Raw genomic sequence first — 23,976 nt, forward strand, 5'->3', positions numbered from 1 at the left:
CTCTTTAAAATCACAGCGTGGGCAGGTCTTCCGGCTTAGTTCGCTTTTATTTGCCTTCCCAGAATGTTATTCCAGTGGCTTACCTCAATAAAAGCTTATAGAACTTTACGGCGGCGGGAACCGCTCTTGTCTTTCACAAGATTCCCTTTTAAGAGTTGTTTGAGAGTTTTTTATAAATCGTTAAATTTATAAGCTAAACGCTAAAACTTCTACACCCGATTTTTTAAGTCTATTCAAGAATATTTTTTTGTCAATATAAATAAAATAGGCATAAAATTTATTGAGTTAAGTCAAATAATATTATTTCGTATCAAAAAACTTATTTACAAACTTGGTTTTTGTCTTCTCTATATAAAAAATCGCTCAAACCCTTTAACCAAGGGCGTGGAGTAACTCCGGTTAATTCGGTAAAACGAGAAGTATCCAAAACGGAATAAGGCGGGCGTTTTGCTTTTTGTGGATATTGATCAGAGCTAATCGCCAAAATTCTACAGTCAGACTGTGATAAACGAACGGCTTCCGCTGCAAGTTCGCACCAACTCGCCTGACCGGAATTTACGATATGATAAATTCCCGAGGCTTGACCAAGCATTAATTTTTTTGCCAAAGCTAAACTATATTCAGCAAGATCAACGGTATAAGTCGGTGAACCTATTTGATCAAAAACAACATTAAGTTCTTTTTTGGTTTCACAAAGCTTTAAGATCGTTGCTACAAAGTTTTTCTTTGAAGGTCCAAACAGCCAAGCAGTCCGGATAATGCAAATATCTTTTGAATCTAACGCCAAAAGGGTTTTTTCACCGTCTAGCTTTGTTTTTCCATAAACAGATTCAGAAGACGGTTCATCAGTCGTCAGATAAGGCTTCTTTTTTGAACCTGAAAATACAAAATCTGTACTATAATGTATTAATTTTATACCTAGCTTTTTTACAATTTCACCTAAAGTCAAAGGTAAAATACGGTTAACTTTATCAGCTTGTTGCGGTTCGTCTTCTGCCTGATCAACTTGAGTATAAGCTATGGTATTAATAATTAAATCAGGCTTGGAAGCGCTGATTACTTCTTTTAATCTTACCGGATCAAGATGGTCAAAATCTTTTCTTTTTGTTGCATCAACTTTCCAACCATCAGCTTTAAAAACACAAACCAAAGCCGAACCGAGTAAACCGCCGTCTCCGCCTAAAATCAAAACCTTAGAAGCTTGATCTTTATCTTCCTGAAGAGTTACCATTAGCGTTCTCCGTACCATTTTGACATAAACTCAAGATAAGCACCGCTTTCAACCGATTCTAACCACGCAGTATTCTTTTTATACCAATCTAAAGTGGCTTTAATACCTTTTTCAAAAGTCCAACGTGGTGTGTAACCAAGCTCTTTATGAGCCAAAGCCCAGTCCATTGCATAACGTCTGTCATGCCCCGGACGGTCTTTAACGTAAGTAATTAAGCTCTCGGGTTGGTTTAGCTCTTTTAAAATCAGCTTTACAACTTCAATATTAGAACGCTCGGCACTTCCGCCAAAGTTATAAACTCCGCCCGCCTTACCTTTAACTAAGGTCAATAAAACCCCTAAACAATGATCTTCGACATAAATCCAATCTCTTACATTCAAGCCGTCGCCATAAACGGGCAGTTTTTCTCCTGCCAACGCCTTACGAAAAATTAAAGGAATCAGCTTTTCGGGAAATTGATAAGGTCCATAATTATTTGAACAACGTGTAATTCTTACATCTAAGCCATAAGTGCGTCCAAAAGCCAAAACCAAAAGGTCGGCGCTCGCCTTGGAAGCCGAATAAGGGCTTGACGGATCTAAAGGCGTTGTTTCAGTAAATAAACCATCTTTACCCAAAGAACCATATACTTCATCGGTCGAAACCTGTACAAAACGTTTAATTCCAAACTTTAAACAAGCACTAAGCAAAACTTGAGTTCCCAAAACATTTGTCTGAATAAACGGAGTCGGGTCATCAATTGAGCGATCTACATGGCTTTCGGCGGCAAAATTAATCACCGTATCAATCTGATAATCTTTTAGAGTTTGTTCAACTTGTTCTTTACTTGCAATATCGCCATGGACGAACACATATTGTTTTTTATCCGCAAACTTATCGGAAAGAGCTTTGACATTATCGAGGTTTCCCGCATAAGTCAGCTTATCAAAATTTACAACAAGTTCAGGGGCGTTATCCAAAACTCCATTATTCCCAAATAAAAAATATAAAAAATTAGCACCAATAAAACCACAAGCACCGGTTACCATTATTCTCATTGTCTTCAGCCTCTTAACAAGTTTTGGTTTGTATCAACCAATTTTATATTAAAATAATTTTTAAGATTTTTCAGATAAATACAATATTCAATATATACTGCTAAAATGAATGGGTCAAGAATCCTTGACCTATAATTTTATCCATCTTTAAAAATAAAGTGAATGATACTCTTTATTATTTATTTAATTTACGCTATATTACATAAAAGTATCTAAAAATTTTTTATTTGCATTTATAAACTTTTGCTTTAGACGACTGAAAAAATAATTAGGACAGCCAACATGCGACGTTTTATAAAGTTTTTTGTTTTATCTTTATTGATAAATTTAATAATTACTACTCAGGCTTTTGCCTTTGATCCTTATTTTGGGTTTAGGCCGGGGCAACAAAACTTCGAGGAAATACGCAAAGATTTAAGAGAAAGAGGGGCAACTTTTAGCGACAATATCAGCTATCAAGATTATAACACCTTACGCAGTATCCAAATTTTACGCCACGCAAAGTTTTCACTCGAAGGGTCTTTACGTTTTGCAACGCTTGACTTTGATCCAAACGGTTATTTATATAAAGTAACGATTTCATGGAAAGACGACGGAACTCTTTTCAAAAAATGGAAGGAAATTTTAAACACCACTCCATATTTTGATATACAAGACTGTAAAACTCAAGGTTTTGCAGACCAATGTTTTTGGCAAAACAAGCAAACAGACTTTTCATTACTCAATGACCCGGTGGGTTTTGGAGAAAATAGAAATACTACCTTAACCTTTACTTATTCGCCTGCGTTAATTATCGTTGACAAAGAGCGAAAAAGAATTGACAAAGAAGTAGAAAAAGCAAAAATTATCGAAAAATTTAACCGTTTTAAACAATAAATCTACTAAACAATTTTCATAAAAAGGAACACGTTATGTTAAACAAAACTCTCGCGTTAATATGCTTTTCAATTTTAAGCCTTGGCTTTAGCGTTTATAATATAAACACAGCACAAGCCAACCCCGGCATGGCAAAATCAGAAAAAACAATAGCCGGACACGAAGAATTAGACGCACAATTTCAACGCTCTGATGCCAATAACGACGGAAACTGGAACTGGGAAGAGTTTCAAAACGCCTATCCAAAAATGCAAAAACCTGCCTTTGAAGCAATGGACTCAGACAAAAACGATTTGGTCAGCAAAAAAGAATGGTTGGAGTTTAAAATGCGTCATGCTATGGAAACCTCAGGTTCAAAAATGCCAAGCGGTACGATGCAAAAAGAACAAAACGACGTTCCAAGCATGATTACACCACCAAAAAAATAATAACAAAACAATGAACTTAACTAATTAATATGCTTGAATATCTTAGAATACGCAACCTCGCCCTCATCGAAGACATGGAGCTTGAATTTGTTAAAGGCTTAAATGTTTTAACCGGAGAAACAGGTGCGGGAAAAAGCTTTATTCTGAAAGCATTGGCTTTTTTGACCGGAGAAAAACTCGGGGCTGATTTAGTTCGCCCCGGAGAAGAAAAAGCCGTTGTTGAAGGAATTTTTATATTACCCGATGGAGAACTGATTATTCGCCGCGAATTATCAGGAGAAAACGGGCGTAGTCGCTTTTTTATAAACGATAAACTCAGCTCTCAAGATAGTATAAAAGAATTAAAAAGCTCTTTAATTCTTCATACCAGTCAACATGAGCAGCAAAGACTTCTTCAACCCGCCTTTCAGGCAAAATTGTTAGAAAGATTCTGCAATAATCCAAGTCTATTTAACGAAAAAGAACAACTCTGGCTCAGTTTAAAAGACTTAAATAAAAAACGTCAACAGCTTATTGAAAAAGCAAAACATCTTGAAGACAAACGAGAATTGCTCGAACATCAACAAAAAGAAATAGATAAAGTTAAACCCGAACAAGGCGAAGAAGAAGATTTGGAAAACAAACGTCTCGCCTTGCGTTATCAAGAAGCGGCGAAAGAAGCAAAAGATGACGTAATCCAACTTTTAAAGGGTTACGGAGAATATCCTGCAATCAGTGAACAAATCTCAAAATTAATGAACAGCATAGAAGCATTAAAAAAATTTACCGATGAGTTAGACGAAGAAAATGACCTATTGAACCAAGCACAAGATGTCTTTTATCAACTCGAAAGCAAAGTTCGTAAGATAGACCTAACTAAAAATTCTGAGGAAAATACCGAAGATATAGAATCTCGTTTATACGAGTTGGCTCAATTAAAACGCAAACTAAAACGCAGTCTTCCCGAAATATTGGCTTTAAGTGAAGAGATTAAAGAAAATTTAGATTTTTTAGATAGTTGTGCTCTTGATTTAAAACAACTAAGTAAAGAAGAAGAAGTATTGGCGGAAAAATTATATAATCTGCTTCAAGAAATTAATAAACTTCAAGCCGATACCGCTGAGATTTTCACTAAGGCTTTAACCAACGAATTAAAAGGCTTGGGCTTTTCCGAACACTTGCAACTGACTTTTGAATTCAGCCCGCACGAACTATACCCTGCTTGTGGAAACATTTCTGCCTGTATTGAAAATAAAGCCCATCTACTCTGGATTCCAAACCCCGGACAAACCCCGAAAACTCTTGATAAAATCGCTTCGGGCGGTGAATTATCGAGATTCTTACTTGCTTTGGTCGGCGTCAGTGTAAAACAACAACAAAACGATGAACAAGCCACCTTAATCTTTGACGAAGTTGACGCAGGGGTTGGCGGAATTACTTTAAATGCCCTTGCCGAACGTATAAAAGAACTCTCACAGGCAAGACAAATTCTTCTTATTACCCACTGGCCACGTCTTGCCATTCACGGAGAAAGACACTTTTTCGTACAGAAAAAAGTTGTTGATGGAAAAACCTTTACTCTCTGTCGTCGGCTCGACAAGGCAGAACGCCACGAAGAAATTATTCGTATGGCAGGTGGCGGAGACGAAGGGAAAGCCATGGCTGATGAGCTGTTTAAAAGCTTATAAAGCGTTTCTTGTTGCTTTATCAATAAAAAACCAAGGCTTAAGTCTACAATTTTGTTTTCATAATCAAACATCAATCAAGTAACTAATGAAAAATACTCTTAAAAAGCTACAGGCTCACCCAAACACAGCCGCACAAATAAATCTTTCAAGCAAACAAAAAATATTCTGTGGTATTATTGGAATTTTAGGGTTTTGTTTAGGAATGCCCAATTTCATGACAAAAGATTTTGGAATTGGCGGATTTTTGCCAGCCTTGCCTATTTTGGTGATTTTATTTCCCTTGTGTTTAAGTATTTTTTCATTTAGTGCCAACTCTCGCTTTGAAGCCTTTAAAAATAGTTGGTTAACCTCAGTTTTAGCTTTTTCCGCCTCATTATATTGGTTAGCTTATCCCTTAAGCAACCAAGGCGGTTTACCTGTTTTTGTTACAATTCCGTTCGTACTTTTGGTCGGGGCTTATTTAGCTCTCTACCCTGCTTTGTTTTCAGTGCTTTTCCAAATAACTTTGACAAGGTTTAAACCTTACAGCCCTATCTTATGTTTTATCGCCACGTTTTTATGGTATTTTCAAGAAGTATTGTGTTCTTTAATGTTTACGGGCTTTCCTTGGCTTAATTTAAGCATGGCGTTTGTACCTTGGACAATTTGTATCCAGCTTGTATCAATTTGTGGAGCTTATTTTTTAGCCGGAATAATCGCCGGAATAGCTTTATTATTTTTTCAAAGTTTCCTGATTGTTATCAATCAAGAACAAAAAAACTTTAAAGTCAGCTTACCTATTTTTTCCTTGTTAGCCATATTTTTAAGTTCTTGGCTCGGCTTTGGCTATCTTCAATTAAAAAATGATAATACACTAACAGAAATGTTTAGCCCTTTTAAACAAGAAACAAACAAAATTGATAACTTAAATAACAAATTAGAAGTAATTTTAGTACAAGCAAATATTTCCCAAGACCAAAAATGGGATAGAAAATATTTTCTGCAAACAATTAATGCCCACAAACAGCTCAGTTTAGAAGCACTTTCAAAACATCAAAACCCCGAAAACCCTCCTTTGGTAATTTGGGCGGAAACAACAATGCCGTTTGATACAAAGGCGGGCGTATCTTTTTTTGAAGACTTAAAAGAATTTGTCGGAAACAATAATTTTTTATTGTTATTTGGACATATTTCTTTTGATGAAGGCGATTATTTGTTTAATCACCCACGCAATCAAGCGGGAATTATCAGTAACAATGGCGAATATTTAGGAAGCTATTCAAAGGCACATTTAGTTCCCTTTGGCGAATACATACCCTTTTATATTGATAGAATACCATTTATCTATGAAGTTTTTCAAGGTATTTTACAAGGGGTCGGAACTTTTATCCCCGGCGATATAAATCAAAAATTCAATAGTATACAGCTTAGAAACAATACACGACTTGACATGGGTATGCTCATTTGTTATGAGTCTATCTTTCCAAATATTGCAACAAAACGAGCCTCTTCGGCAAACTTGTTAATAAATATCAGTAATGACGCATGGTTCGGTAAAAGTGCCGCCCCGATACAACACTTATATTTATCCGCTTTAAGAGCCGTTGAACAAGGGCGTTATCTGGTTCGTTGTACCAATAGTGGGATTTCGGCTGTTGTTAATGATAAAGGTCAAATTATAACCCATAGCTCTCTATTTAAAACAGAATTTATCCATGCCGAAGTAGAACTGATAAATCGCAATACTTTTTATCATAATATATCAAATTGGTTAAATATTTTTTAGTTTTTTATATAAAATTTTTTTCGCGTCGGTGATTTTTAATGTTACAACTACCTGAATTAAAAAGTCAAAGCACTACAGTATTAGAACGATTTAATGCCTTATGGAGTCGACTTTGACAATGATAAATTGGAAAAACGCTTAAAAGAAATCGACAATGTAATAAGCCTGCCTGATGCTTGGGAAAACCCCGAGAAACTAACTCCGATATTACAAGAAAAAAGTCATATTGAAACACAATTATCAGACTATAAAGCTCTTTATTCTCATAAAACAGATCTCGAAGATTGGTTAAATCTGGCTGAAGATGATGATGATGAAATTTTAATTAACCTTGACAGTTCGATAAAAAAGTTAAATGATGCAATAGCCGAGATGGAACTGGCTCTTTTGCTTTCCAATAAAGAAGACGAATTTAACGCGTTACTTGAAATTCACCCGGGAGCGGGCGGAACAGAAGCTCAAGACTGGGCGGAAATGTTGTTGAGAATGTACTTGCGTTGGGCAGACCGACATAACTTTAAAACAGAATATTTAGACTATTTATCAGGAGATGAAGCCGGTATAAAAAGTGTTACTTTACGAATAAGCGGACATAATGTATATGGTTTTTTGAAACATGAAAAAGGCATTCACAGACTTATCAGAATTTCGCCTTTTGACTCTTCGGGAAGACGCCATACCTCTTTTGCCTCCGTTGACGTTTTGCCTGATGTTGGACAAGATATACAAATTGATATAAAAGAAACCGACCTTAGAATTGATGTTTTTCGTTCTAGCGGCCCCGGCGGACAAAGTGTTAACACCACAAGTTCGGCAGTCAGAGTAACACATATACCAACAGGTATAGTCGCACAGTGTCAAAATGAAAAATCTCAGCACCATAATAAAGAAAGTGCTTTACAAATTTTGAAATCTAGGCTTTATGAATTAGAGTTACAAAAAATTGAAGACGAAAAAAAAGCACAGTATGCCGGTAAGAATGCCATAGGATTTGGCAGCCAAATTCGAACCTATACTATGCAACCATACAGGCTGGTAAAAGACCATAGGTCTAATACCGAAATTGGCGATGTTGAAGCCGTTTTAGACGGTTCACTTGATACCCTGATAAAAGAACAATTACTCCGTATCTATGGACAAAAAAAATAACCACCACACCATGGGAAAAGCTCCGTTTTCAATCTCAAAATCCGAAACTGTATCGTCCTCTTGTGTGGATAATACTTTAGGTCTTGACTTGGCAAACCTTGCTCAAGCAATGAGAGAAACCATAGGGTTAAAAAATAACTCCGGCGATGCATCAATTCAAAATTTTGTAAAACAAAGAAAAAATATTTTGGCGATCTTTCATTTGGTTGATCACTTAGACCTTGAAGATTGGTACGATTTAGTTAAGCAACACGACCTTAGCGGTTGGCTCGCGTTAGAACTCTCAAGCCCTACAAACTATTCGCTTAAAGCCATGTTAGACAGTATAGAGGGGCAAATTTATAGCAAATCCGTTGACCCAACAACAGGCTTAGCCAATAACACCGTTTTTATCCGCGAATTGTCTCACGAACTACAAAGAGCGTCTCGTGCGGGAACAGAAATGAGCCTTGCGTTAATAGAAATTGATGACCCGGCTCAACCTTCAACAATAAAGATTAACGAAATTTATCGAAAATTTGCCGAACACTGTATCGCTCAATTAAGAAATTACGAAACCGCTGCAAGGCTTGACGAAAACCGTTTTGCTATTATTTTGCCAGCATCTTCGGCAATAAAAGCACAAATTATGATAGGTCGACTTTTATCAAATTTTAGAGAAGAAGTTTTTCGCCCCACAGACTCTCACCCAATTTCATTTACTTTTTCAGCAGGAATAGCTACCTATGGCGGAAGATTAACCGTTCCGACTGTTGAAGAAGCAATCTGTATGGCAGACCTTCCCCTGCGTACCGCTCAACTAAAAGGTGGAAACACTATAATTCTCTCTAACGTAAAACCAGACACACACTCAGATCGCGCAACTTTAGTTCACTCAAACGAAAAACAATTTCTATTTTCAGGTATCGAATAGCAGGTAACGTTCATGTCTAATAATCAAACCACAACCCTCTGTGTATCAGTATTAAGCGGTAAAGGCGGAGTTGGAAAAACCAACATCACCCTTAATCTGGGGTGTAGCCTCGTCTCAGCCGGAGAAAAGGTACTCTTGATGGATTGCGACCTTGGTCTTGCCAATCTTGATGTTCTTTTGGGTCTTGCCCCGGAAAAAACTCTGCAAGACCTACTTTTGCCATACACAACCCCGGCAGAAGTCGCCATACCTATTAGCGAAGGTTTAGACTTTATTCCTGCTGCTTCCGGAATGCCTGAACTAGTTGAACTTGATACAGATATTCGTAATGTACTTTTTGATAAACTCGAATCATTCTTTCCGGCTTACGACTTTGTTTTCTTAGACCTTGGAGCCGGTATTTCGTCTACAGTCTTGGCGATGGCGGCAATGAGCCGTTTACGTCTTGTTGTTGTTACTCCTGAACCAACTTCTCTTACAGACAGCTATGCTCTGATGAAGGTTTTATCAAAAAAATACGGAGTTACTGACTTTTATGTCGTGGTTAACCAAGCCGATAACCACAGAGAAGAAGTTCAGGCGTTTGACCGTTTGCACGCAGCATGTCAAAAGTTTTTAAAAATAGAACCACAATTTTTAGGCGGAATTCGTACGGATCGTTTAGTTTCTGAGGCTGTACGCCGTCAAAAACCATTGATGCAATATGCCCCACACTCGCTTGCCGCACAAAACTTTAACGCTCTCGCCTCACGTTTAAGAAGTATAAGGTTGACTATGCTGCCACAACTGGCAAGTTCAAGCGTGCTTATGCCCCTACCTAAAGAGTTTAGCTAAACAATAATGCCTTATTCAGCTAAGTTGTACGTTAAAATAGCCAAACAAGATATTGCTATGTTTCGCTTTTTGCTTGAAGCCCATGAAAATTTGGGGCTTATGAGCGTAGTCGACCCAAGAGTCGCATGGCTGAAAATACGCTTTTCCGAAGACCAAAAACAAGAAATGTTGTTGTTTTTAAACGGCATAAAAGAAAGCTTGGCGTTGGAAATAAAACAAGATCTTTAATAGATTAACCTTAGTTATCTGACTTTGGGTGAGCTTTGTCATAAACTTCAACCAACTTTGCCAAGTTTAAATGGGTATAACGCTGAGTCGTGCTTAATCTTGAATGCCCCAAAAGCTCTTGAACCGAGCGTAAATCTGCACCTGATTCCAAAAGATGAGTAGCAAAAGAATGTCGTAAGGCATGAGGCGAAACAGTTTCGGATAAATTTGCCTGTTTGCATAAAGTTTCTAAAACACGCTGAGCCTGTCTTCTCTGTAACCTATCGCCTCGAACTCCAATAAATAAAGCCTCAGACTCCGCCGGAATACAATCTTTTAAATTAAGCCACTTATCTAAAGCTTCTTGGCTTTTTTCGGTTAAAGGGGCAAGACGCTCTTTATTCCCCTTTCCACGGACTTTAATTATTTTTGCCCCTTGAGTATAATCTTTAAGGTTTAAATTTAAAGCTTCCGAAATACGCAAACCCGACCCGTAAAGAAGCTCTATTAAAGCTAAATCTCTGGCATGTATGGCTTGTGTTTCTTTTGTTCCCAAAGCAAGTATCTTTTGATTACTAGGCTCGTTATCTGATGTATTTTTTTTATCTACTTCAAGCAAAGCATAAGCTTGGTCAACATTCAAATGTTTCGGTTGGCGTTTATCTTGTTTCGGGTTCGCAATACCGAGAGTCGGAACTTTCTCAACCTTACCCAAGCGCGCCATAAATTTAAAAAAAGAACGTAAAGTAGAAAGCTTACGCCCCATACTTGTACGACTGACTTGCCGACGATGCAATTCGCTTAAAAAACCCTTAACTTCTTTCGGGCTGATTTGTTCGAGCTTGTTTAAGGTTAAATTTTTAGTCTGTAAAAAACTTTCAAACTGTTCAAGGTCAAGTGTATACGCACTAAGCGTATCAGCAGAATAGGCTTTTTCATATTCTAAATGAGCTAAAAACATTTCAACACATTCCGGAATATTGCTTTGTGTTTTTCCTTGTTTTATACTGTCTTTTTTTGTTTTCATTGTTCTTTACAACTAAAAGTTGATAAAATATTCAAGCGAAAAAGTCTCTTTTTATATTTCCGACATTCTCTTTTGCATTAATAAAGCATCAGCCAAACTTAAAGCCAGCATAGCTTTTAAAACCGGTACAATACGCGGTATCGCCGAAATATCGTGGCGTCCTTCTATTTTTAAAGATGTTTTAACTCCATTACGGGTGATGGTTTCTTGTTCTTTTGAAATAGAGGGAATCGGCTTTATTGCCGCCCTAACGACAATATCTTGCCCTGAGCTTATTCCGCCCAAAATTCCGCCTGAGTTATTGCCTTGAAAGCCATCTTTTGTAATCGGGTCATTATGTTCGCTGCCTTTCATGCGAGCAGCAGCAAAACCAGAGCCAATTTCGACGCCTTTCACCGCACCAACAGACATAATAGCGGCGGCGATAATTGCATCAAGCTTGGCAAAGACAGGTTCGCCCAAGCCCGGTGGGACATTTTTTGCGACAATTTCTACAACTCCGCCCAAAGAATCCCCTTCTCCACGGGTTTTTGTAACCAGATCATTCCACTTTACCAAAACGTTTGGATCAGGAGAAAAATAAGGACGTTCAAAAGACCTTGAAATATCAATACGCTCTGCAACAATTCCACCAAGCTCAACAGTATATGCCTGAAGTTTAATATCATGAGTATTCAAAAAAGCTTGTGCAACAGCCCCACCGGCAACACGAGATAATGTTTCACGCCCCGATGAACGCCCGCCGCCTCTATGGTCTCTATAATGATACTTGGCAGTATAAGTATAGTCGGCGTGTCCCGGGCGAAAAATTTCTTTTAAATTATCATAAGCGTCTGATTTATGGTCTTTATTTCTTACCATAAAAGCAATCGGCGTGCCCATAGTCATACCGTTAAACACACCGGACAAAATTTCAACCCTATCGGCTTCATTGCGAGTAGTTGAGGCAAGAGAAGTTCCCGGTCGTCTTAAGTCGAGTTCTGTTTGTATTATATTTTCATCAAGCATAATACCGGAAGGGCAACCGTCAATCACCCCACCCAAAGCCACACCGTGAGATTCACCAAAAGTTGTAAGTCTAAATAAATGTCCAAAAGTACTACCAAACATATATGATCCTCGCTATCAAAACTAACTCTTAATTAAAATAAAACCTACGTGAAATAAGGTCATTTCAAATTATATAGGCTAATCATATTGATTGTAAAGGGTTACTTTTTAGTTTTTTGCAAAGCCGATATCAATTTATCAAATAAAATTCTATGGTTAAGAGATGCATCTAAAATTAAATCAGCACAATTTTCATAAAATTCTTTTCTACATTGCAAAGTTTGTTTTAACTCTTCGAGTAAATCATAATTCGTCAGGTTTGGTCTTTGTTCCGCCCCCGGATTTAAAATTAAACGCTGATACAATACTTCAGGTTCAGCCTTAAGATAAACCACAAAACCATTGTTTTTTAACAACTCTCTATTTTTTTCCGAAAGAATAATGCCCCCACCCGTTGAGACAATTAAATGGGGTTGTTTGTCTTTATTGATATTTTGTTCACAAATAATTTTTTCCAAAACCTCACTCTCTAACGTTCTGAAAGCCTCCCACCCCTTTGACTCAACCAATTGAGCAATACTCATTCCCGCCTTTGCTTGACACAAAACATCTGTATCTATTGATAAATATTCAGAGTTTTCAACGAAAAAGTTCGCTAAGCTTGTTTTTCCCGATGCCCTTAACCCGATAAGAAAAATAGTTTTATCCATCACTCTTCCATTCATAAATATAGTTTATCTTTTATTTCGCATGTAATTATAATATTGAAAATAAATATTTTACAAACCAACAACACATTCAAGAAAAATAATACAAAAAAAATATAACAAACTTGCTTCTAAGTCTTTACACTAAGATACAAGCTATATACAATAGAAAAATAGAAGTAAATTTTGCCTTGGAGGCTAACAATGGAACAATTTCCGCGTCTACATCGTTTACCCCCTTATGTTTTTGCTACTGTTAACGAACTTAAAATGAAGTTAAGAAGGCAAAGCATTGATATTATTGACCTTGGAATGGGTAATCCTGATATTCCAACCCCACAACATATTGTCGATAAGCTGACTGAAGCCGCCCAAAAAGGGGTGAATCATCGTTATTCTGTCTCCAAGGGTATCCCAAACTTACGAAAAGCCATGGCGGATTGGTACGCAAGACGTTATGACGTTTATCTTGACCCTGAGACCGAAGTTATTGCGACTATGGGTGCTAAAGAGGGTCTTGCTCACTTATCTTTAGGTATGCTCACTTCTGAAGATTTAGTTTTTGCACCGGATCCTACTTATCCTATTCATACTTATGGCCCTATTATCGCCGGAGCTACCGTAAGACGTATTCCTATTGGACCGGGTCGTGATTTTTTTGAAGATTTGCTCACGGCTACTCGTGAAACTTGGCCTCAACCAAAGTTATTGTTGCTAAGTTATCCCCATAACCCAACGACCGAAATAGCGACTCCTGAATTCTTCCAAAAAGTAGTTGATTTTGCTAAGGAACATAAAATATACGTTATCCATGACTTAGCTTATGCTGATTTAGTTTTTGATGGTCATGTTGCCCCAAGCTTTATGCAGGCAAAGGGAGCTAAAGACGTTGGCGTAGAATTTTTCTCTATGTCTAAGAGTTATTCTATGGCCGGTTGGCGTGTTGGATTTTGTGTAGGCAATCGCCAGTTGATAAACACATTAGCTCGTATAAAAAGTTATCTCGATTACGGTATGTTCCAACCTATTCAGATAGCGGCAACTGTTGCCTTAAACGGACCACAAGAATGCGTGCATGAAATTTGTGATATATATCGCCAACGTAGAGATATTTTATGCGAAGGTTTACAACGCATTGGCTGGGACGTTCCACCTCCTAAAGGTACTATGTTCCTTTGGGCTCATATTCCTGAAGAATTTAGAAAAATGGGTTCCGTCGAATTTTCTAAATTACTACTGCGTGAAGGACACGTCGCGGTTTCACCAGGACTTGGCTTTGGCTATAACGGCGATGAATATGTACGCTTTGCGTTAATCGAAAACCATCATAGAAGCAAACAAGCTCTTCGTGGCATTAAAAAAGTCCTTTCCGGAGCAGGCTCATGAGTAAAAAGTTAACTATTGCCATTGCCGGGTTAGGAACTGTTGCCGGTGGTTTGGTGCAAGCTCTACAAGAAAATGCACAGTGGATCACTCAACGTTTAGGGCGAGAAATCAGTATCAAATATATTTTGGTGCGTAACCCTGATAAATATGGTTCCGTTAAATTGCCTGTCGAAACAAAGCTAACTACAAACCCCGATACTTTAATCGGCGATCCTGAGGTTGACGTTTTTGTTGAGTTAATCGGCGGAATAGAATATCCACGCACACTAATAACTCAGGCTCTTAATAATGGCAAACACGTTGTTACCGCCAACAAAGCCCTTTTGGCAGAAACCGGAACGGAGCTTTTTGACCTTGCAAACAGCAAAGGCTTGACACTTGGCTATGAAGCCAGCGTTTGCGGGGCTATTCCGATTATCCAAGTTTTGAGAGACAGCCTCGCCGGGAATCAGCTTTTATCTATTGCCGGAATAATGAATGGCACCAGTAACTATATACTCTCAGAAATGAGTAACAACGGGCTTGATTTTGCGTCTGCCTTAAAACAAGCACAAGAATTGGGTTATGCGGAAGCAGACCCGACTCTTGACATTGAAGGCTTTGATACGGCTCATAAACTGAACCTTTTAATACGTTTGGCTTGGGGAGTGCATTATCCTTATGCGAAGCTACCTGTTGCGGGAGTATCAAAAATAGAAAGTATTGATATTCATTTTGCCAAAGAACTTGGTTATCGCATTAAGCTTTTAGGACAAGCCCGCATTCAAGACGGAAAACTTGAAGCCGAAGTCGCCCCTGCTCTTGTCAGAAATACAATGCTGATCGCCAGTGTTGAAGGTGCGTTTAATGCCGTGCATGTTCAAGGAAACGCCTCAGGCTCTCTATTTTTCCACGGAAAAGGAGCAGGAGCTTTACCAACGGCGAGTGCGGTATTATCAGACTTGGTCAATATTGCCAGAGGGACAAATGCTAGCAACATGGGTTTTGTTGAAGACAATATCCAAAAAGCCGAAATACTTCCAAATGAAGAAGCCAAAGGACGACATTATTTCCGCTTTATGGTGAGCGATAAGCCCGGAGTATTGCGAGATGTCGCTGCCGCTATGGCAGACAATAATATTAGCGTGGCTCAGGCTATTCAAAAAAGTGCAACAAACGACGATTCTGCCGTGCCTTTAGTCTTTATGACTCATGAAGCTACCGTTGGCGACGTAAAACGTGCTTTAACACAAATCAAAAAAGCAGGTATCCTACATTCAGAACCTCTGCATTGTAGGATTATAGAATAAACTAAAATGATTTTTTTAAATCATGTATTACTGCGTAAAAAACTAGAGAATTATATTTAAAGCTTCTCTAGCTTTTTACGTAGTTGACTTTTTATTTACTTAATGACATTCTATTTTTCATAATAGTTTTTAGTAGACTTCTTTTTCATAATGATTACTTTTAAACAAAGAGGAGGCAATAATATGAACACTATTTTAACCAGCCCCCTTAGTGCAAACGAAGTGCTAGAACAATATTGGGGTGAATCAATACCTGTTAATCCGCTTGCAATTGCCCAAAAAATGGGCATACGTCTTTTTACTCGTGAAGAAAATAACAGCATTGAGGGAGAGTTTTTTTATGACGACAACAACATTCCTAGCATTGTTGTGAACCAGTCGTTAGTAAAATCTCCTCAAAGAATGCGGTTTACTGTTGCTCATGAACTAGGACATTATTGTCTTTTACATGACACAAGAAAAAGAGATGGTGCTGCTAACTTCCATTTACATAACTATGAAATTCCAGAAGTTCAAGCGAATAATTTTGCAGCAGAACTTTTAATGCCAGAAGAAATTGTTAAATTTGCTATTCGTGTTTATGGTATCAATACAGTTGAAGAATTAGCTAAATATTTTGATGTTTCAAAAATCGCTATGCAAATAAGACTAGAAAAACTAGGAATATTATAGTGATGGATACAGATAAAATGAGACCAATGTCAGAGGACACAGTAGACAAACTTAGTAGCTCTGATGAACACAAAAGTAAATTGAACGACGAAACACTACAACACGAGATACAAAGGCATGAAAGATAAGTTCAACTGTTTGAGTATCTTCTTACAACAATTAAAAAAATGTTTTATTTTGCTAGTGGTATTATAAGTTTAATCGTGATTGCTGTAGGTTTTTGCAAAGCTTCTCCTTGGTTATCTATTCTAGGAACTGTGTCAATGGCTGTTCCCACTTTACTTTTAAGTTATTTATTACACCATATATATAAAAACAAAGACAAAAAAGAAGCAAAAGAATCTTCGGAAGAAGCCTCTTTAAAGCTACTCAATAAAACTCCCATGAATGATCTAATTAAGCTGATTGAAACAATTTGTAATACTTGCAGAAAGGTATAAGATTATACAAATAAAAAAACAGTAACATAATAGTACTGCTTTTTTACCTTTATCAACTTTAATCCTATAACTCTTCTAACGCCTTAGCGGCAAAATCAAGACTTGAGTCAAGAGTTAAGGCGATACTTAAGTTATCGATTGCTTCTTTTTTTTGCCCAAGTTTCGCCAAACAGATCCCCAAATTGGCATAATCTAACGCCGAGCCTTTGTCTAAATCTTTTAAAATACGTTGAAAGGCTTGTGCCGCCTGTTCGTATCTTCCCAATTTAAAGAAACAAATTCCCAGTCTGTGCCAATATTCCTTCATTGTGGGTTCAAGAGTAACAGCCTCATAAAAATGTTTTTTTGCATTTTTCCATTCATCAACCAAAGAATAAGCATAACCGGCATAAAAAGCACATAAGGCTTTTGATTCGTTATCTGTTTGTTCAGATTGTGCGGCAATAAACTCTTCGGCGACTTCAACCGAACTTTTTTCTTCCAAATTAATTAAGGCATTGAAAAACTTTAAATAATGGGCATTAGGCTGTAACTCTGCCAATTTTTTTATTTTTTTTCTCGCTTCAACCGGCAGGTATCTTTCAACTATTAACCTACCGATAAAAAGTCCAACCGAGGCGTTTACGTCTCTTTCTCTAAATTTAAAACCGGGAATAAAAGAATAATTTGCCGAAATATCAAGCAAAGGGTTTGTCGTGCTTAGGCTATATAAGTTTAAGCCCTGCTTTTCTTTTAATTGTTTACAAAATTCTAAAAGTTCTTGATAAATATCGTTATTTTCAACAGAGGGTAACGTATTAAGAGCAACAAGTTCGCCCTTTTCAAGCCATTCATGCTCTTCATGAGACATATATTTAGATAACCCCGACGCTTCGTAACAAGAAGAGGTAGCAAAATCGCCGCCTAATTGGGCAACTTCGGTAATCGCTCTAATAGCGGCTTTAGTTGGCGAGCTGGCTGTTCCCGCCGTAAAAACAATCTCTGACGTTTTTGGGAAAGTAGCAGGGTCATAAGCCAAAGCCGCAACAGTTGGAAGAGCTTGACCAAGAGACATATCTTTCAATAAAAGCACTATCTTGTTGTCTTGAAATTTCTTGATCAAATCTTTTAAGACGGGGTTTGTGCAACTATCTAAATCAATAGTTGGAAGAATAGGTTTTGTGCGATCGGCAATACAAGAAACATGACGCTCAACCAACTCAGAACAACCCTGTAAAATAGATTCAACATCAGTGTTTCCGGCAGAAGAACCATTAAACTCGCCAAGTTTTCTAAACCAATCTAAAGGAACAAGCAGTTCCTTTCCGTCTAAAATACGAATAGCCGGATAAAATTCAAGTTCTGTTAAATCAAGAATTTTTTCCGCTACTTCCGCCTCAATGTTATCGTGAGCAGAACGAATTAATTCTTGAATATCAATCAGTGGTAAAATTTTACCTTCTTGTGATATTTTTTTGGCATCCGTCCAAGTTGAAACCAAAGTCGGAGCCTGATTTTCAAAAAATGAAAAGAAACTAAAACGCTCTATTAATTCCATTAACGCCGAAGCTTCCGCCTGTTCAAGGCTTACGCCCTTACCCATTTGTTTTCTGGTCGGCATAATAGCTCTGGCATCAGCCCCGCAAGCACTAATAAAAACCGGAATTCCCAAGCGGTCAATATCAACACGCCCCGTTGAGGAAAGTATTTTCATATTTAAACCGGAAAGTTTTTCTCTCACTCTGCCAATGGTTTCTTGCGGAGAAATCGCTTTATCCTGATCTTTGGAATAAGTTTTTAAACAAGTTTGCAGTTTCATCATAATCTTAGCTTTTATGTTGAAGGGTTAAAATAGAAAACAATTGTTTATCGGGTGTATTTTCATCAGAATTTTTAGTTTTTATACCGATATGTCCTTGTTCAAGTTTAAAAGATTGAGAGGCGAGTTTTTCAAAATGTTTTGTCTTTCTGCGATAATCAGCAATTAATATGCCCCTTCCATCTTCTTTTAAATATCTTGAAAAAAAACGTACTATCGGACGGTGCAACTCTTCGAGATAAAGCAGCTCTGAACCAATCATCATATCATATTTTTCGTTTAAAACACTTTTGGCAACATCTGTAAACTTTACTTGAACCCTATCATTAAGCTGGTTTTTCAAAACATTAATCTTAGCAAAAAGCAAAGCTTCTTCGTTAATATCGGAAATTGTTACTCGGCTATAGCCTAATTTAGCGGCAATCAGCCCACTAACGCCACAACCTGCTCCAAGCTCCAATAGAGTTTGGGTCTCTTTGTTTTGTTCATGACGCAAAAAAAAGCCCAAAACAATACTTGCCGGCCAAATTTTAGCCCATAAAGGTAAATCTTTAATTGCATTATGAATTTTATTTTGTTTAATCATATTGTCCAATACGCTTTGCATATTGGTAATTTGTAAAACTTCAAGATTAATATCGCCGGCGTTAACAGTTTCAAATTCTACATTGTAGCGAGAAGAGGCACAAGCCATCAGTTCATCAAGATTATCAGAGTTGAGTATTCCATTAGGTAATAAAGAAGTAGCATTCATAAAAGCATCACAAGTTAAAAGTTAAAAATATAATTCTTAAACATAAGATAAAAAATATCATTGTAGCTGTTAATAACTACAATGATATTTCAATAATTACAAATCATTTTATCGTGTTAGCTTATTTTTAAACACACAGCATACAACATGTTTAATTGATTATATTAATTTTGGCATTTTTTAATTAAAGCTTCGCCAAGAGTTTTACCCATAGCGTGGCTTAATTTATAAGTTTCGTGTTTTGGAACAAATTGACATTTTACAGGCTCTACCGGCAGTTCAAAGTGTGCTGATTCAAGCCATTCTGAAATAATTTTTACAGACTCACCAGACCAACCAAAAGAACCAAACGCTCCACCTATGCGATTTTGAGGGCGTAATCCTTTCATATAACTTAAAAAGCCTGTTACTGTTGGTAAAATAGTATTATTATGAGTAGGAGAACCAACAACTAAAGCACCACAATCAGCTAAAGCAGTCATAACAGCACTATGGTGGTTTTGTTTTAAGTCCATAATCTGAACGGGAACACCCGCATCTTCAAAGCCACTGGCAATAGAATAAGCCAGTTTTTTTGTACTTTTCCACATAGTATCATAAACAACCAAAGCACGTTTTTGCGGTTTTTGTTCAGCAAGGGTTTTATAACGGTCTAAAATATATTGAACTTCTTCTTTACCTCTAAAAATTAAACCATGATCAGGGGCAAGCATATCAATATCAAGTTTCAGTTCTTTTACAAGTTCAAGGGTTTTTAATACTTGAGGCGAAAAAGGTAAGACAATATTGTAATAATATTCTTTAACTGCAAAATCTAAGGCTGATCTTGAAATTTCATCGGCAAAACGCTCTGATGAGGCAATATTTTGTCCAAAGGCATCATTACAAATTACGAGTTTATCTTCGGCAAGATAAGAAAACATACTATCCGGCCAGTGTAACATACGGGTTTCAACAAAATGAATGTTGCGTTTACCAATATTAACAACATCGCCGGTTTTAACAACCTGAATAGGCCAACCTTCTATGTTAAAATGCCCTTCCATTGATTTTTTACCCATAACGGAACAAAAAATCTTTTCCGGCTTACAAAGTTCAACTAACTTGGGTAAAGAACCGGAATGGTCGAGTTCAACATGGTTCACAACAATGTAATCAATTTTTTCAAGATCAATGACTTTTTGTAAACGACAAAGCATGGTATCGGCTGATTCTGCTTTAACCGTATCAAAAAGTACATTTTTTTCGTCTTTAACTAAATAAGCGTTATAAGTTGAGCCTTGAGGTGAAAGTGAATAACCGTGAAAATCACGGCTATTATAATCAACGGCACCAACCCAAAATATATCTTTTTTTATTTCTAAAGGTTGCATTTTTTTCTCTCGATTAAATTATAAATAAAAAATTCAAATAAAAAACTTGTACTTTAGTTATTACAAAAGAACTAAAGTACAAGTTTAATTAATCATAAAAAACTATTCTGCTTCAAAAGCATCTTTGCCGGCACCGCAAACAGGGCAAGTCCAAGCATGATCAACATCTTCAAATTTAGTGCCTGCGGCAACGCCGTTATCAGGGTCGCCCTCAGATGGGTCATAAACATATCCACAAACTGTACATACATAACTTTTCATTATTTTATCCTACCGTTTTATTTTATTAAATTAATTATGAACGCCAATGTCCGTGAAGGTTACAATATTCACGAGCATAAGCATTTTCACTGCAAGAACAACAAACTTTAAACTTAGCTTCAGGAGTATCACCGGGTTTTAAAAACTTGCGATAGCTTATTCCGTCGGCAACCAACTCTATCCACTCAACCCAGTGTTTTTCTTCCATAGGGTGAGCAACAGAACCAACTTTAACTAAAAATCCACCTTCTATTTTTTCAATAACAGGAACGTGTTTTTCTTTAGCTCCGTCTGTGGTTCCTTCTTTCATCAATTTCATAGGATGACCACAACAGTTTAAATCACCACCAGCGGCATGCAATACTTCTACAATATTACCACAAGCTTCACATTTATAAACTTCAAGCATCTTAGTCATTTCAAGTCTCCTTATCACCAAATTTTAAATGGTTTTAAATGGTTTTAAATGTTAGAATATCTTAAACTAAGCATAACTCTATATACAATAATATACTACATAAATCAATCATTTTTTAATCAACAATCGATCTGTTATTAATATTAATTACTATTAAATAAAATAGCAAGTACTTTTCAAAAAAAAAATAAGCTGATACTAAAAATAAATATGGGGGAAATTATATGCACAAAGACAGCCATCAAAAAAATCACCATGAACATAATCATCATAACCACAATCATCACGATTGTGAATCAAAAAAATCTGATAATATTGCTATCACTATTCGGGCATACACAGGGTTATCCGGCGATATTTTATTAACCGGCTTAACAAAATTAGCAAATTTAGGCGAAATAGAGTTAGAAGACTTGATAAAAAAATTAAAAATTAAAGAGTTGGAAAACTGTGTTAAAATAAAAGAATATAGTTTAAACAACATCTCGGGCTTTAAAGCGGAAATATCTTTGCCAAACCTTGATCACTCACATAATCATAGACATCTTTCAGAAATTTTGGAAATGATCAATAAAAGCGAGCTTAGCGATCAAGCCAAAAAACTTGCAACTCAAACTTTTAACCTTTTGGGAGAAGCCGAGGCAAAAGTACATGGTTGTCATATTGAAAGCTTAGCCTTTCATGAAGTTGGAGCCTTAGACAGTATTTTGGATATTTGCCTTGTTTGTGCCTTATTTGACTATTTAGATCCAAAAAGTTTTATTTTATCTCCCCTGCCTTTATGTGATGGTGTTATTAATTGTGCTCACGGAACCTTAGGGTCTCCTGCTCCTGCTGTTTTGGCGTTATTGCCCGGCGTCGCTGTTAAAGGTTTAAATTCTAGCGGAGAAACGTTAACACCAACCGCCTTGGCTTTAATAAAAACTTTAGGTGCAACATTCGGCGAATGGTCCACCATGAAGGTTAAAAGCACGGCTCTGGTTTATGGAAACAGATATTTTCCAAACGTTCCAAACGGGGCGATTTTTGCTTTAGGCAATTTGATATAAAAAATTGATTATAAAAAAGAAAGAGCGGCTAAAGCCATAAAGCCTTGCCGCACTATCCAATTAACAAAAGATTGTTTTCTACTGTTGGTTCCTATATAAATAAGTCCAACATATAAGAGTTTTATATCAATTTGACATAATAACTGCTTGTATTTTATAAATTTACCAACAGCTTTTATTAAAGATACCCCAAGTGTTAGCCGGAGAGGGGAAACTCCCCGGCTAAAATCTTTGGTCATCCTCTGCCGATGGAAAGTGCGGATTAGCCGCCTATGAGCTTCATTGCCATTTGTGGCAGGGAGTTAGCTTGAGACAACATAGCAACTGCTGCTTGAGTCATAATTTGATTACGAACAAATTCGGTCATTTCAGAAGCAACGTCTACGTCAGAAATACGAGACTCAGCGGCCTGAAGGTTTTCAGCCTGAATTTGCAAGTTAGATACGGTGTTTTCCAAACGGTTTTGCATAGCACCAAGAGCGGCACGAATATTATCTTTAGAAATAATCGCGGAATTAATCGCATCTAAAGCTTTTTGTGCATTTGCTTGAGTAGAAACGCTGTGTCCACCGTCTGCTGGGTTAGATTGGTTACCAACACCCAAGGCAGAAGCAGTAGCATTACCCATATTAATGTAGTAATAGTCTTCTGCTGAGCTGTTGCTTGTTCCAAAGTGAATTTTCATTTCACCTTTTGAAACAAGACCGGAACCGTCGTGGTTATTAACACCGGAAAGGTTACCGTTAAGCAAGCTAACACCGTTAAAATCTGTTGCGTTTGCGATACGAGTGATTTCTGAAGCCATTGCTTGATATTCAGAATCAATCATTAAACGTTGGGTAGAGTTATAAGTACCAGTTGCGGCTTGTTCCGCTAACTCTTTCATACGAATAAGTTTTTCATCGATAATTTGTAAAGCACCGTCAGCGGTCTGAATCATGGAGATTGCGTCGTTAGCGTTACGAACACCTTGGTTCATAGCGGCAATTTCAGCACGCATTAATTCTCTGATTGCCAAACCGGCAGCATCATCAGCGGCTGTACCTATGCGTAAACCTGATGAAAGACGACGAGTTGAAGTTGCAAGGCTACTGTATGCATTATTAAGGTTACGAGTAGCGTTCATTGCCATTAAGTTGTGATTGATGACCAAAGCCATATTGGACTCCTCCTTGAGCTGTTTGTTACGAGAATAAAAGCAAGTGGAATGCCAACGAAAAAATTATATATTATTTCAATATGTTACAAAACAACCATGCAACTTTTTCCTATCTTATTTATTGTTTTATTTTTAAATAAAGACTTTTTTTCCTTCACAACACCTCTTTAGGCTAAAACAAAACTCTTACAAAACCCTTTTTTGAGTTCTTTGTCATAATTTTATAACCCGCTAATTCATGGTATAAAAGTTTAAAGCCGGAAAAAAAGCTCATTGCAAGTCAGATTAACTTTAATTTTATACATTCTGAGTTACAAAAACCATAAAGTTCACTATCAAATAAAAACATATGAGTGTTCTATTTTGTGTTTTGCAGAAAATATCTTACAACTATTATTATGATAGCCTCAAAACAAAGAATTAACTGATGTTTTTGTTACAAACAAAGAAAAAACGGCTACCAAAATTTATTTTTTGATAACCGTC

At 37.0% G+C, this 23,976-nt stretch carries 25 protein-coding genes and 1 riboswitch; of the genes, 14 read left to right on the forward strand and 11 right to left on the reverse strand.

Annotation, left to right across the window (positions count from 1 at the left end; genetic code table 11):
- Positions 1 to 3: 3 nt before the first annotated feature.
- A riboswitch (cobalamin riboswitch) is annotated at positions 4 to 192 on the reverse strand.
- A 127-nt stretch (positions 193 to 319) separates the two neighbouring features.
- Complete coding sequence (rfbD, locus tag BT999_RS02625) at positions 320 to 1,231, reverse strand: dTDP-4-dehydrorhamnose reductase (protein ID WP_072696224.1); 912 nt, start codon at positions 1,229 to 1,231, stop codon at positions 320 to 322.
- The gene (gene rfbB, locus BT999_RS02630) at positions 1,231 to 2,268 is read right to left on the reverse strand and encodes a dTDP-glucose 4,6-dehydratase (protein ID WP_072696225.1); all 1,038 of its coding nucleotides are present in this window, start codon (positions 2,266 to 2,268) and stop codon (positions 1,231 to 1,233) included. Before rfbB ends, rfbD begins: the two co-directional genes overlap by 1 nt.
- Positions 2,269 to 2,550: 282 nt before the next feature.
- Here rfbB and BT999_RS02635 point away from each other — a divergent pair, with 282 nt between their 5' ends.
- The 8 genes from BT999_RS02635 (at position 2,551) to BT999_RS02670 (ending at position 10,128) form a co-directional block, all read left to right on the forward strand.
- Positions 2,551 to 3,144 (forward strand): hypothetical protein, encoded by a 594-nt coding sequence (locus BT999_RS02635; protein WP_072696226.1) that lies wholly within the window; start codon positions 2,551 to 2,553, stop codon positions 3,142 to 3,144.
- Between the two features lie 35 nt (positions 3,145 to 3,179).
- Positions 3,180 to 3,572 carry an EF-hand domain-containing protein gene (locus BT999_RS02640; RefSeq protein ID WP_072696227.1) on the forward strand — a complete coding sequence of 131 codons (393 nt, stop codon included), beginning with the start codon at positions 3,180 to 3,182 and terminating at the stop codon, positions 3,570 to 3,572.
- A gap of 29 nt (positions 3,573 to 3,601) precedes the next feature.
- Entirely contained in the window at positions 3,602 to 5,239 is a 1,638-nt protein-coding gene (locus BT999_RS02645; protein WP_072696228.1) for a DNA repair protein RecN, read from the forward strand.
- Between the two features lie 85 nt (positions 5,240 to 5,324).
- The gene (lnt, locus tag BT999_RS02650; RefSeq protein ID WP_072696229.1) at positions 5,325 to 7,004 is read left to right on the forward strand and encodes an apolipoprotein N-acyltransferase; all 1,680 of its coding nucleotides are present in this window, start codon (positions 5,325 to 5,327) and stop codon (positions 7,002 to 7,004) included.
- Positions 7,005 to 7,042: 38 nt separating this feature from the next.
- Positions 7,043 to 8,153 (forward strand): peptide chain release factor 2 gene (gene prfB / locus BT999_RS02655; protein WP_143145483.1). Its coding sequence is split into 2 segments (ribosomal slippage): positions 7,043 to 7,117 and positions 7,119 to 8,153, totalling 1,110 coding nucleotides; the frame shifts between segments, so codons are not numbered across the junction.
- Positions 8,137 to 9,066 (forward strand): GGDEF domain-containing protein, encoded by a 930-nt coding sequence (locus tag BT999_RS02660; RefSeq protein ID WP_072696231.1) that lies wholly within the window; start codon positions 8,137 to 8,139, stop codon positions 9,064 to 9,066. The genes prfB and BT999_RS02660 overlap by 17 nt, the downstream gene beginning before the upstream one ends.
- A gap of 12 nt (positions 9,067 to 9,078) precedes the next feature.
- Positions 9,079 to 9,900 (forward strand): MinD/ParA family protein, encoded by an 822-nt coding sequence (locus tag BT999_RS02665; RefSeq protein ID WP_072696232.1) that lies wholly within the window; start codon positions 9,079 to 9,081, stop codon positions 9,898 to 9,900.
- A gap of 6 nt (positions 9,901 to 9,906) precedes the next feature.
- Entirely contained in the window at positions 9,907 to 10,128 is a 222-nt protein-coding gene (locus BT999_RS02670; protein WP_072696233.1) for a DUF4911 domain-containing protein, read from the forward strand.
- Between the two features lie 10 nt (positions 10,129 to 10,138).
- Here the strand turns inward: BT999_RS02670 and BT999_RS02675 are convergent, their stop codons facing one another.
- From BT999_RS02675 to aroL, 3 genes are all read right to left on the reverse strand, one after another.
- Positions 10,139 to 11,134 carry a tyrosine recombinase XerC gene (locus BT999_RS02675; RefSeq protein ID WP_072696234.1) on the reverse strand — a complete coding sequence of 332 codons (996 nt, stop codon included), beginning with the start codon at positions 11,132 to 11,134 and terminating at the stop codon, positions 10,139 to 10,141.
- Between the two features lie 51 nt (positions 11,135 to 11,185).
- Positions 11,186 to 12,244 carry a chorismate synthase gene (aroC, locus tag BT999_RS02680; RefSeq protein WP_072696235.1) on the reverse strand — a complete coding sequence of 353 codons (1,059 nt, stop codon included), beginning with the start codon at positions 12,242 to 12,244 and terminating at the stop codon, positions 11,186 to 11,188.
- Between the two features lie 101 nt (positions 12,245 to 12,345).
- Entirely contained in the window at positions 12,346 to 12,894 is a 549-nt protein-coding gene (aroL, locus tag BT999_RS02685) for a shikimate kinase AroL (protein WP_178139302.1), read from the reverse strand.
- A gap of 201 nt (positions 12,895 to 13,095) precedes the next feature.
- Here aroL and BT999_RS02690 point away from each other — a divergent pair, with 201 nt between their 5' ends.
- From BT999_RS02690 to BT999_RS12480, 5 genes are all read left to right on the forward strand, one after another.
- On the forward strand, positions 13,096 to 14,277 hold the full coding sequence (locus tag BT999_RS02690) for an aminotransferase class I/II-fold pyridoxal phosphate-dependent enzyme (RefSeq protein WP_072696237.1): 1,182 nt from the start codon (positions 13,096 to 13,098) through the stop codon (positions 14,275 to 14,277).
- Positions 14,274 to 15,566 carry a homoserine dehydrogenase gene (locus tag BT999_RS02695; RefSeq protein WP_072696238.1) on the forward strand — a complete coding sequence of 431 codons (1,293 nt, stop codon included), beginning with the start codon at positions 14,274 to 14,276 and terminating at the stop codon, positions 15,564 to 15,566. Before BT999_RS02690 ends, BT999_RS02695 begins: the two co-directional genes overlap by 4 nt.
- A 183-nt stretch (positions 15,567 to 15,749) precedes the next feature.
- Positions 15,750 to 16,238, forward strand: a complete 489-nt coding sequence (locus BT999_RS02700) for an ImmA/IrrE family metallo-endopeptidase (RefSeq protein WP_072696239.1) — start codon at positions 15,750 to 15,752, stop codon at positions 16,236 to 16,238.
- A 2-nt stretch (positions 16,239 to 16,240) separates the two neighbouring features.
- Complete coding sequence (locus tag BT999_RS12695; RefSeq protein WP_281246530.1) at positions 16,241 to 16,366, forward strand: hypothetical protein; 126 nt, start codon at positions 16,241 to 16,243, stop codon at positions 16,364 to 16,366.
- Positions 16,367 to 16,501: 135 nt separating this feature from the next.
- A complete protein-coding gene (locus tag BT999_RS12480; protein WP_178139303.1) occupies positions 16,502 to 16,678 on the forward strand; it encodes a hypothetical protein in 177 nt (58 codons plus the stop codon).
- A gap of 64 nt (positions 16,679 to 16,742) precedes the next feature.
- Here the strand turns inward: BT999_RS12480 and BT999_RS02710 are convergent, their stop codons facing one another.
- From BT999_RS02710 to BT999_RS02730, 5 genes are all read right to left on the reverse strand, one after another.
- Positions 16,743 to 18,479: a YcaO-like family protein gene (locus BT999_RS02710; protein ID WP_072696241.1), complete on the reverse strand. Its 1,737-nt coding sequence runs from the start codon at positions 18,477 to 18,479 to the stop codon at positions 16,743 to 16,745.
- Positions 18,480 to 18,483: 4 nt separating this feature from the next.
- Complete coding sequence (locus BT999_RS02715) at positions 18,484 to 19,230, reverse strand: class I SAM-dependent methyltransferase (RefSeq protein WP_072696242.1); 747 nt, start codon at positions 19,228 to 19,230, stop codon at positions 18,484 to 18,486.
- Positions 19,231 to 19,394: 164 nt separating this feature from the next.
- Positions 19,395 to 20,603 carry an FprA family A-type flavoprotein gene (locus tag BT999_RS02720; protein WP_072696243.1) on the reverse strand — a complete coding sequence of 403 codons (1,209 nt, stop codon included), beginning with the start codon at positions 20,601 to 20,603 and terminating at the stop codon, positions 19,395 to 19,397.
- 102 nt (positions 20,604 to 20,705) lie between these two features.
- Positions 20,706 to 20,864 carry a rubredoxin gene (rd, locus tag BT999_RS02725; RefSeq protein ID WP_072696244.1) on the reverse strand — a complete coding sequence of 53 codons (159 nt, stop codon included), beginning with the start codon at positions 20,862 to 20,864 and terminating at the stop codon, positions 20,706 to 20,708.
- Between the two features lie 34 nt (positions 20,865 to 20,898).
- Entirely contained in the window at positions 20,899 to 21,282 is a 384-nt protein-coding gene (locus BT999_RS02730) for a desulfoferrodoxin (RefSeq protein ID WP_072696245.1), read from the reverse strand.
- Between the two features lie 224 nt (positions 21,283 to 21,506).
- Between BT999_RS02730 and larC the strand changes: the two genes are divergently transcribed.
- Positions 21,507 to 22,331, forward strand: a complete 825-nt coding sequence (gene larC, locus BT999_RS02735; RefSeq protein ID WP_072696246.1) for a nickel pincer cofactor biosynthesis protein LarC — start codon at positions 21,507 to 21,509, stop codon at positions 22,329 to 22,331.
- A 262-nt stretch (positions 22,332 to 22,593) separates the two neighbouring features.
- Here larC and BT999_RS02745 read toward each other — a convergent pair whose 3' ends face one another.
- Positions 22,594 to 23,490: a flagellin N-terminal helical domain-containing protein gene (locus BT999_RS02745; RefSeq protein WP_072696248.1), complete on the reverse strand. Its 897-nt coding sequence runs from the start codon at positions 23,488 to 23,490 to the stop codon at positions 22,594 to 22,596.
- Positions 23,491 to 23,976 lie beyond the last annotated feature (486 nt).

The organism is Desulfovibrio litoralis DSM 11393 (assembly GCF_900143255.1).
GTDB lineage: Bacteria > Desulfobacterota > Desulfovibrionia > Desulfovibrionales > Desulfovibrionaceae > Frigididesulfovibrio_A > Frigididesulfovibrio_A litoralis.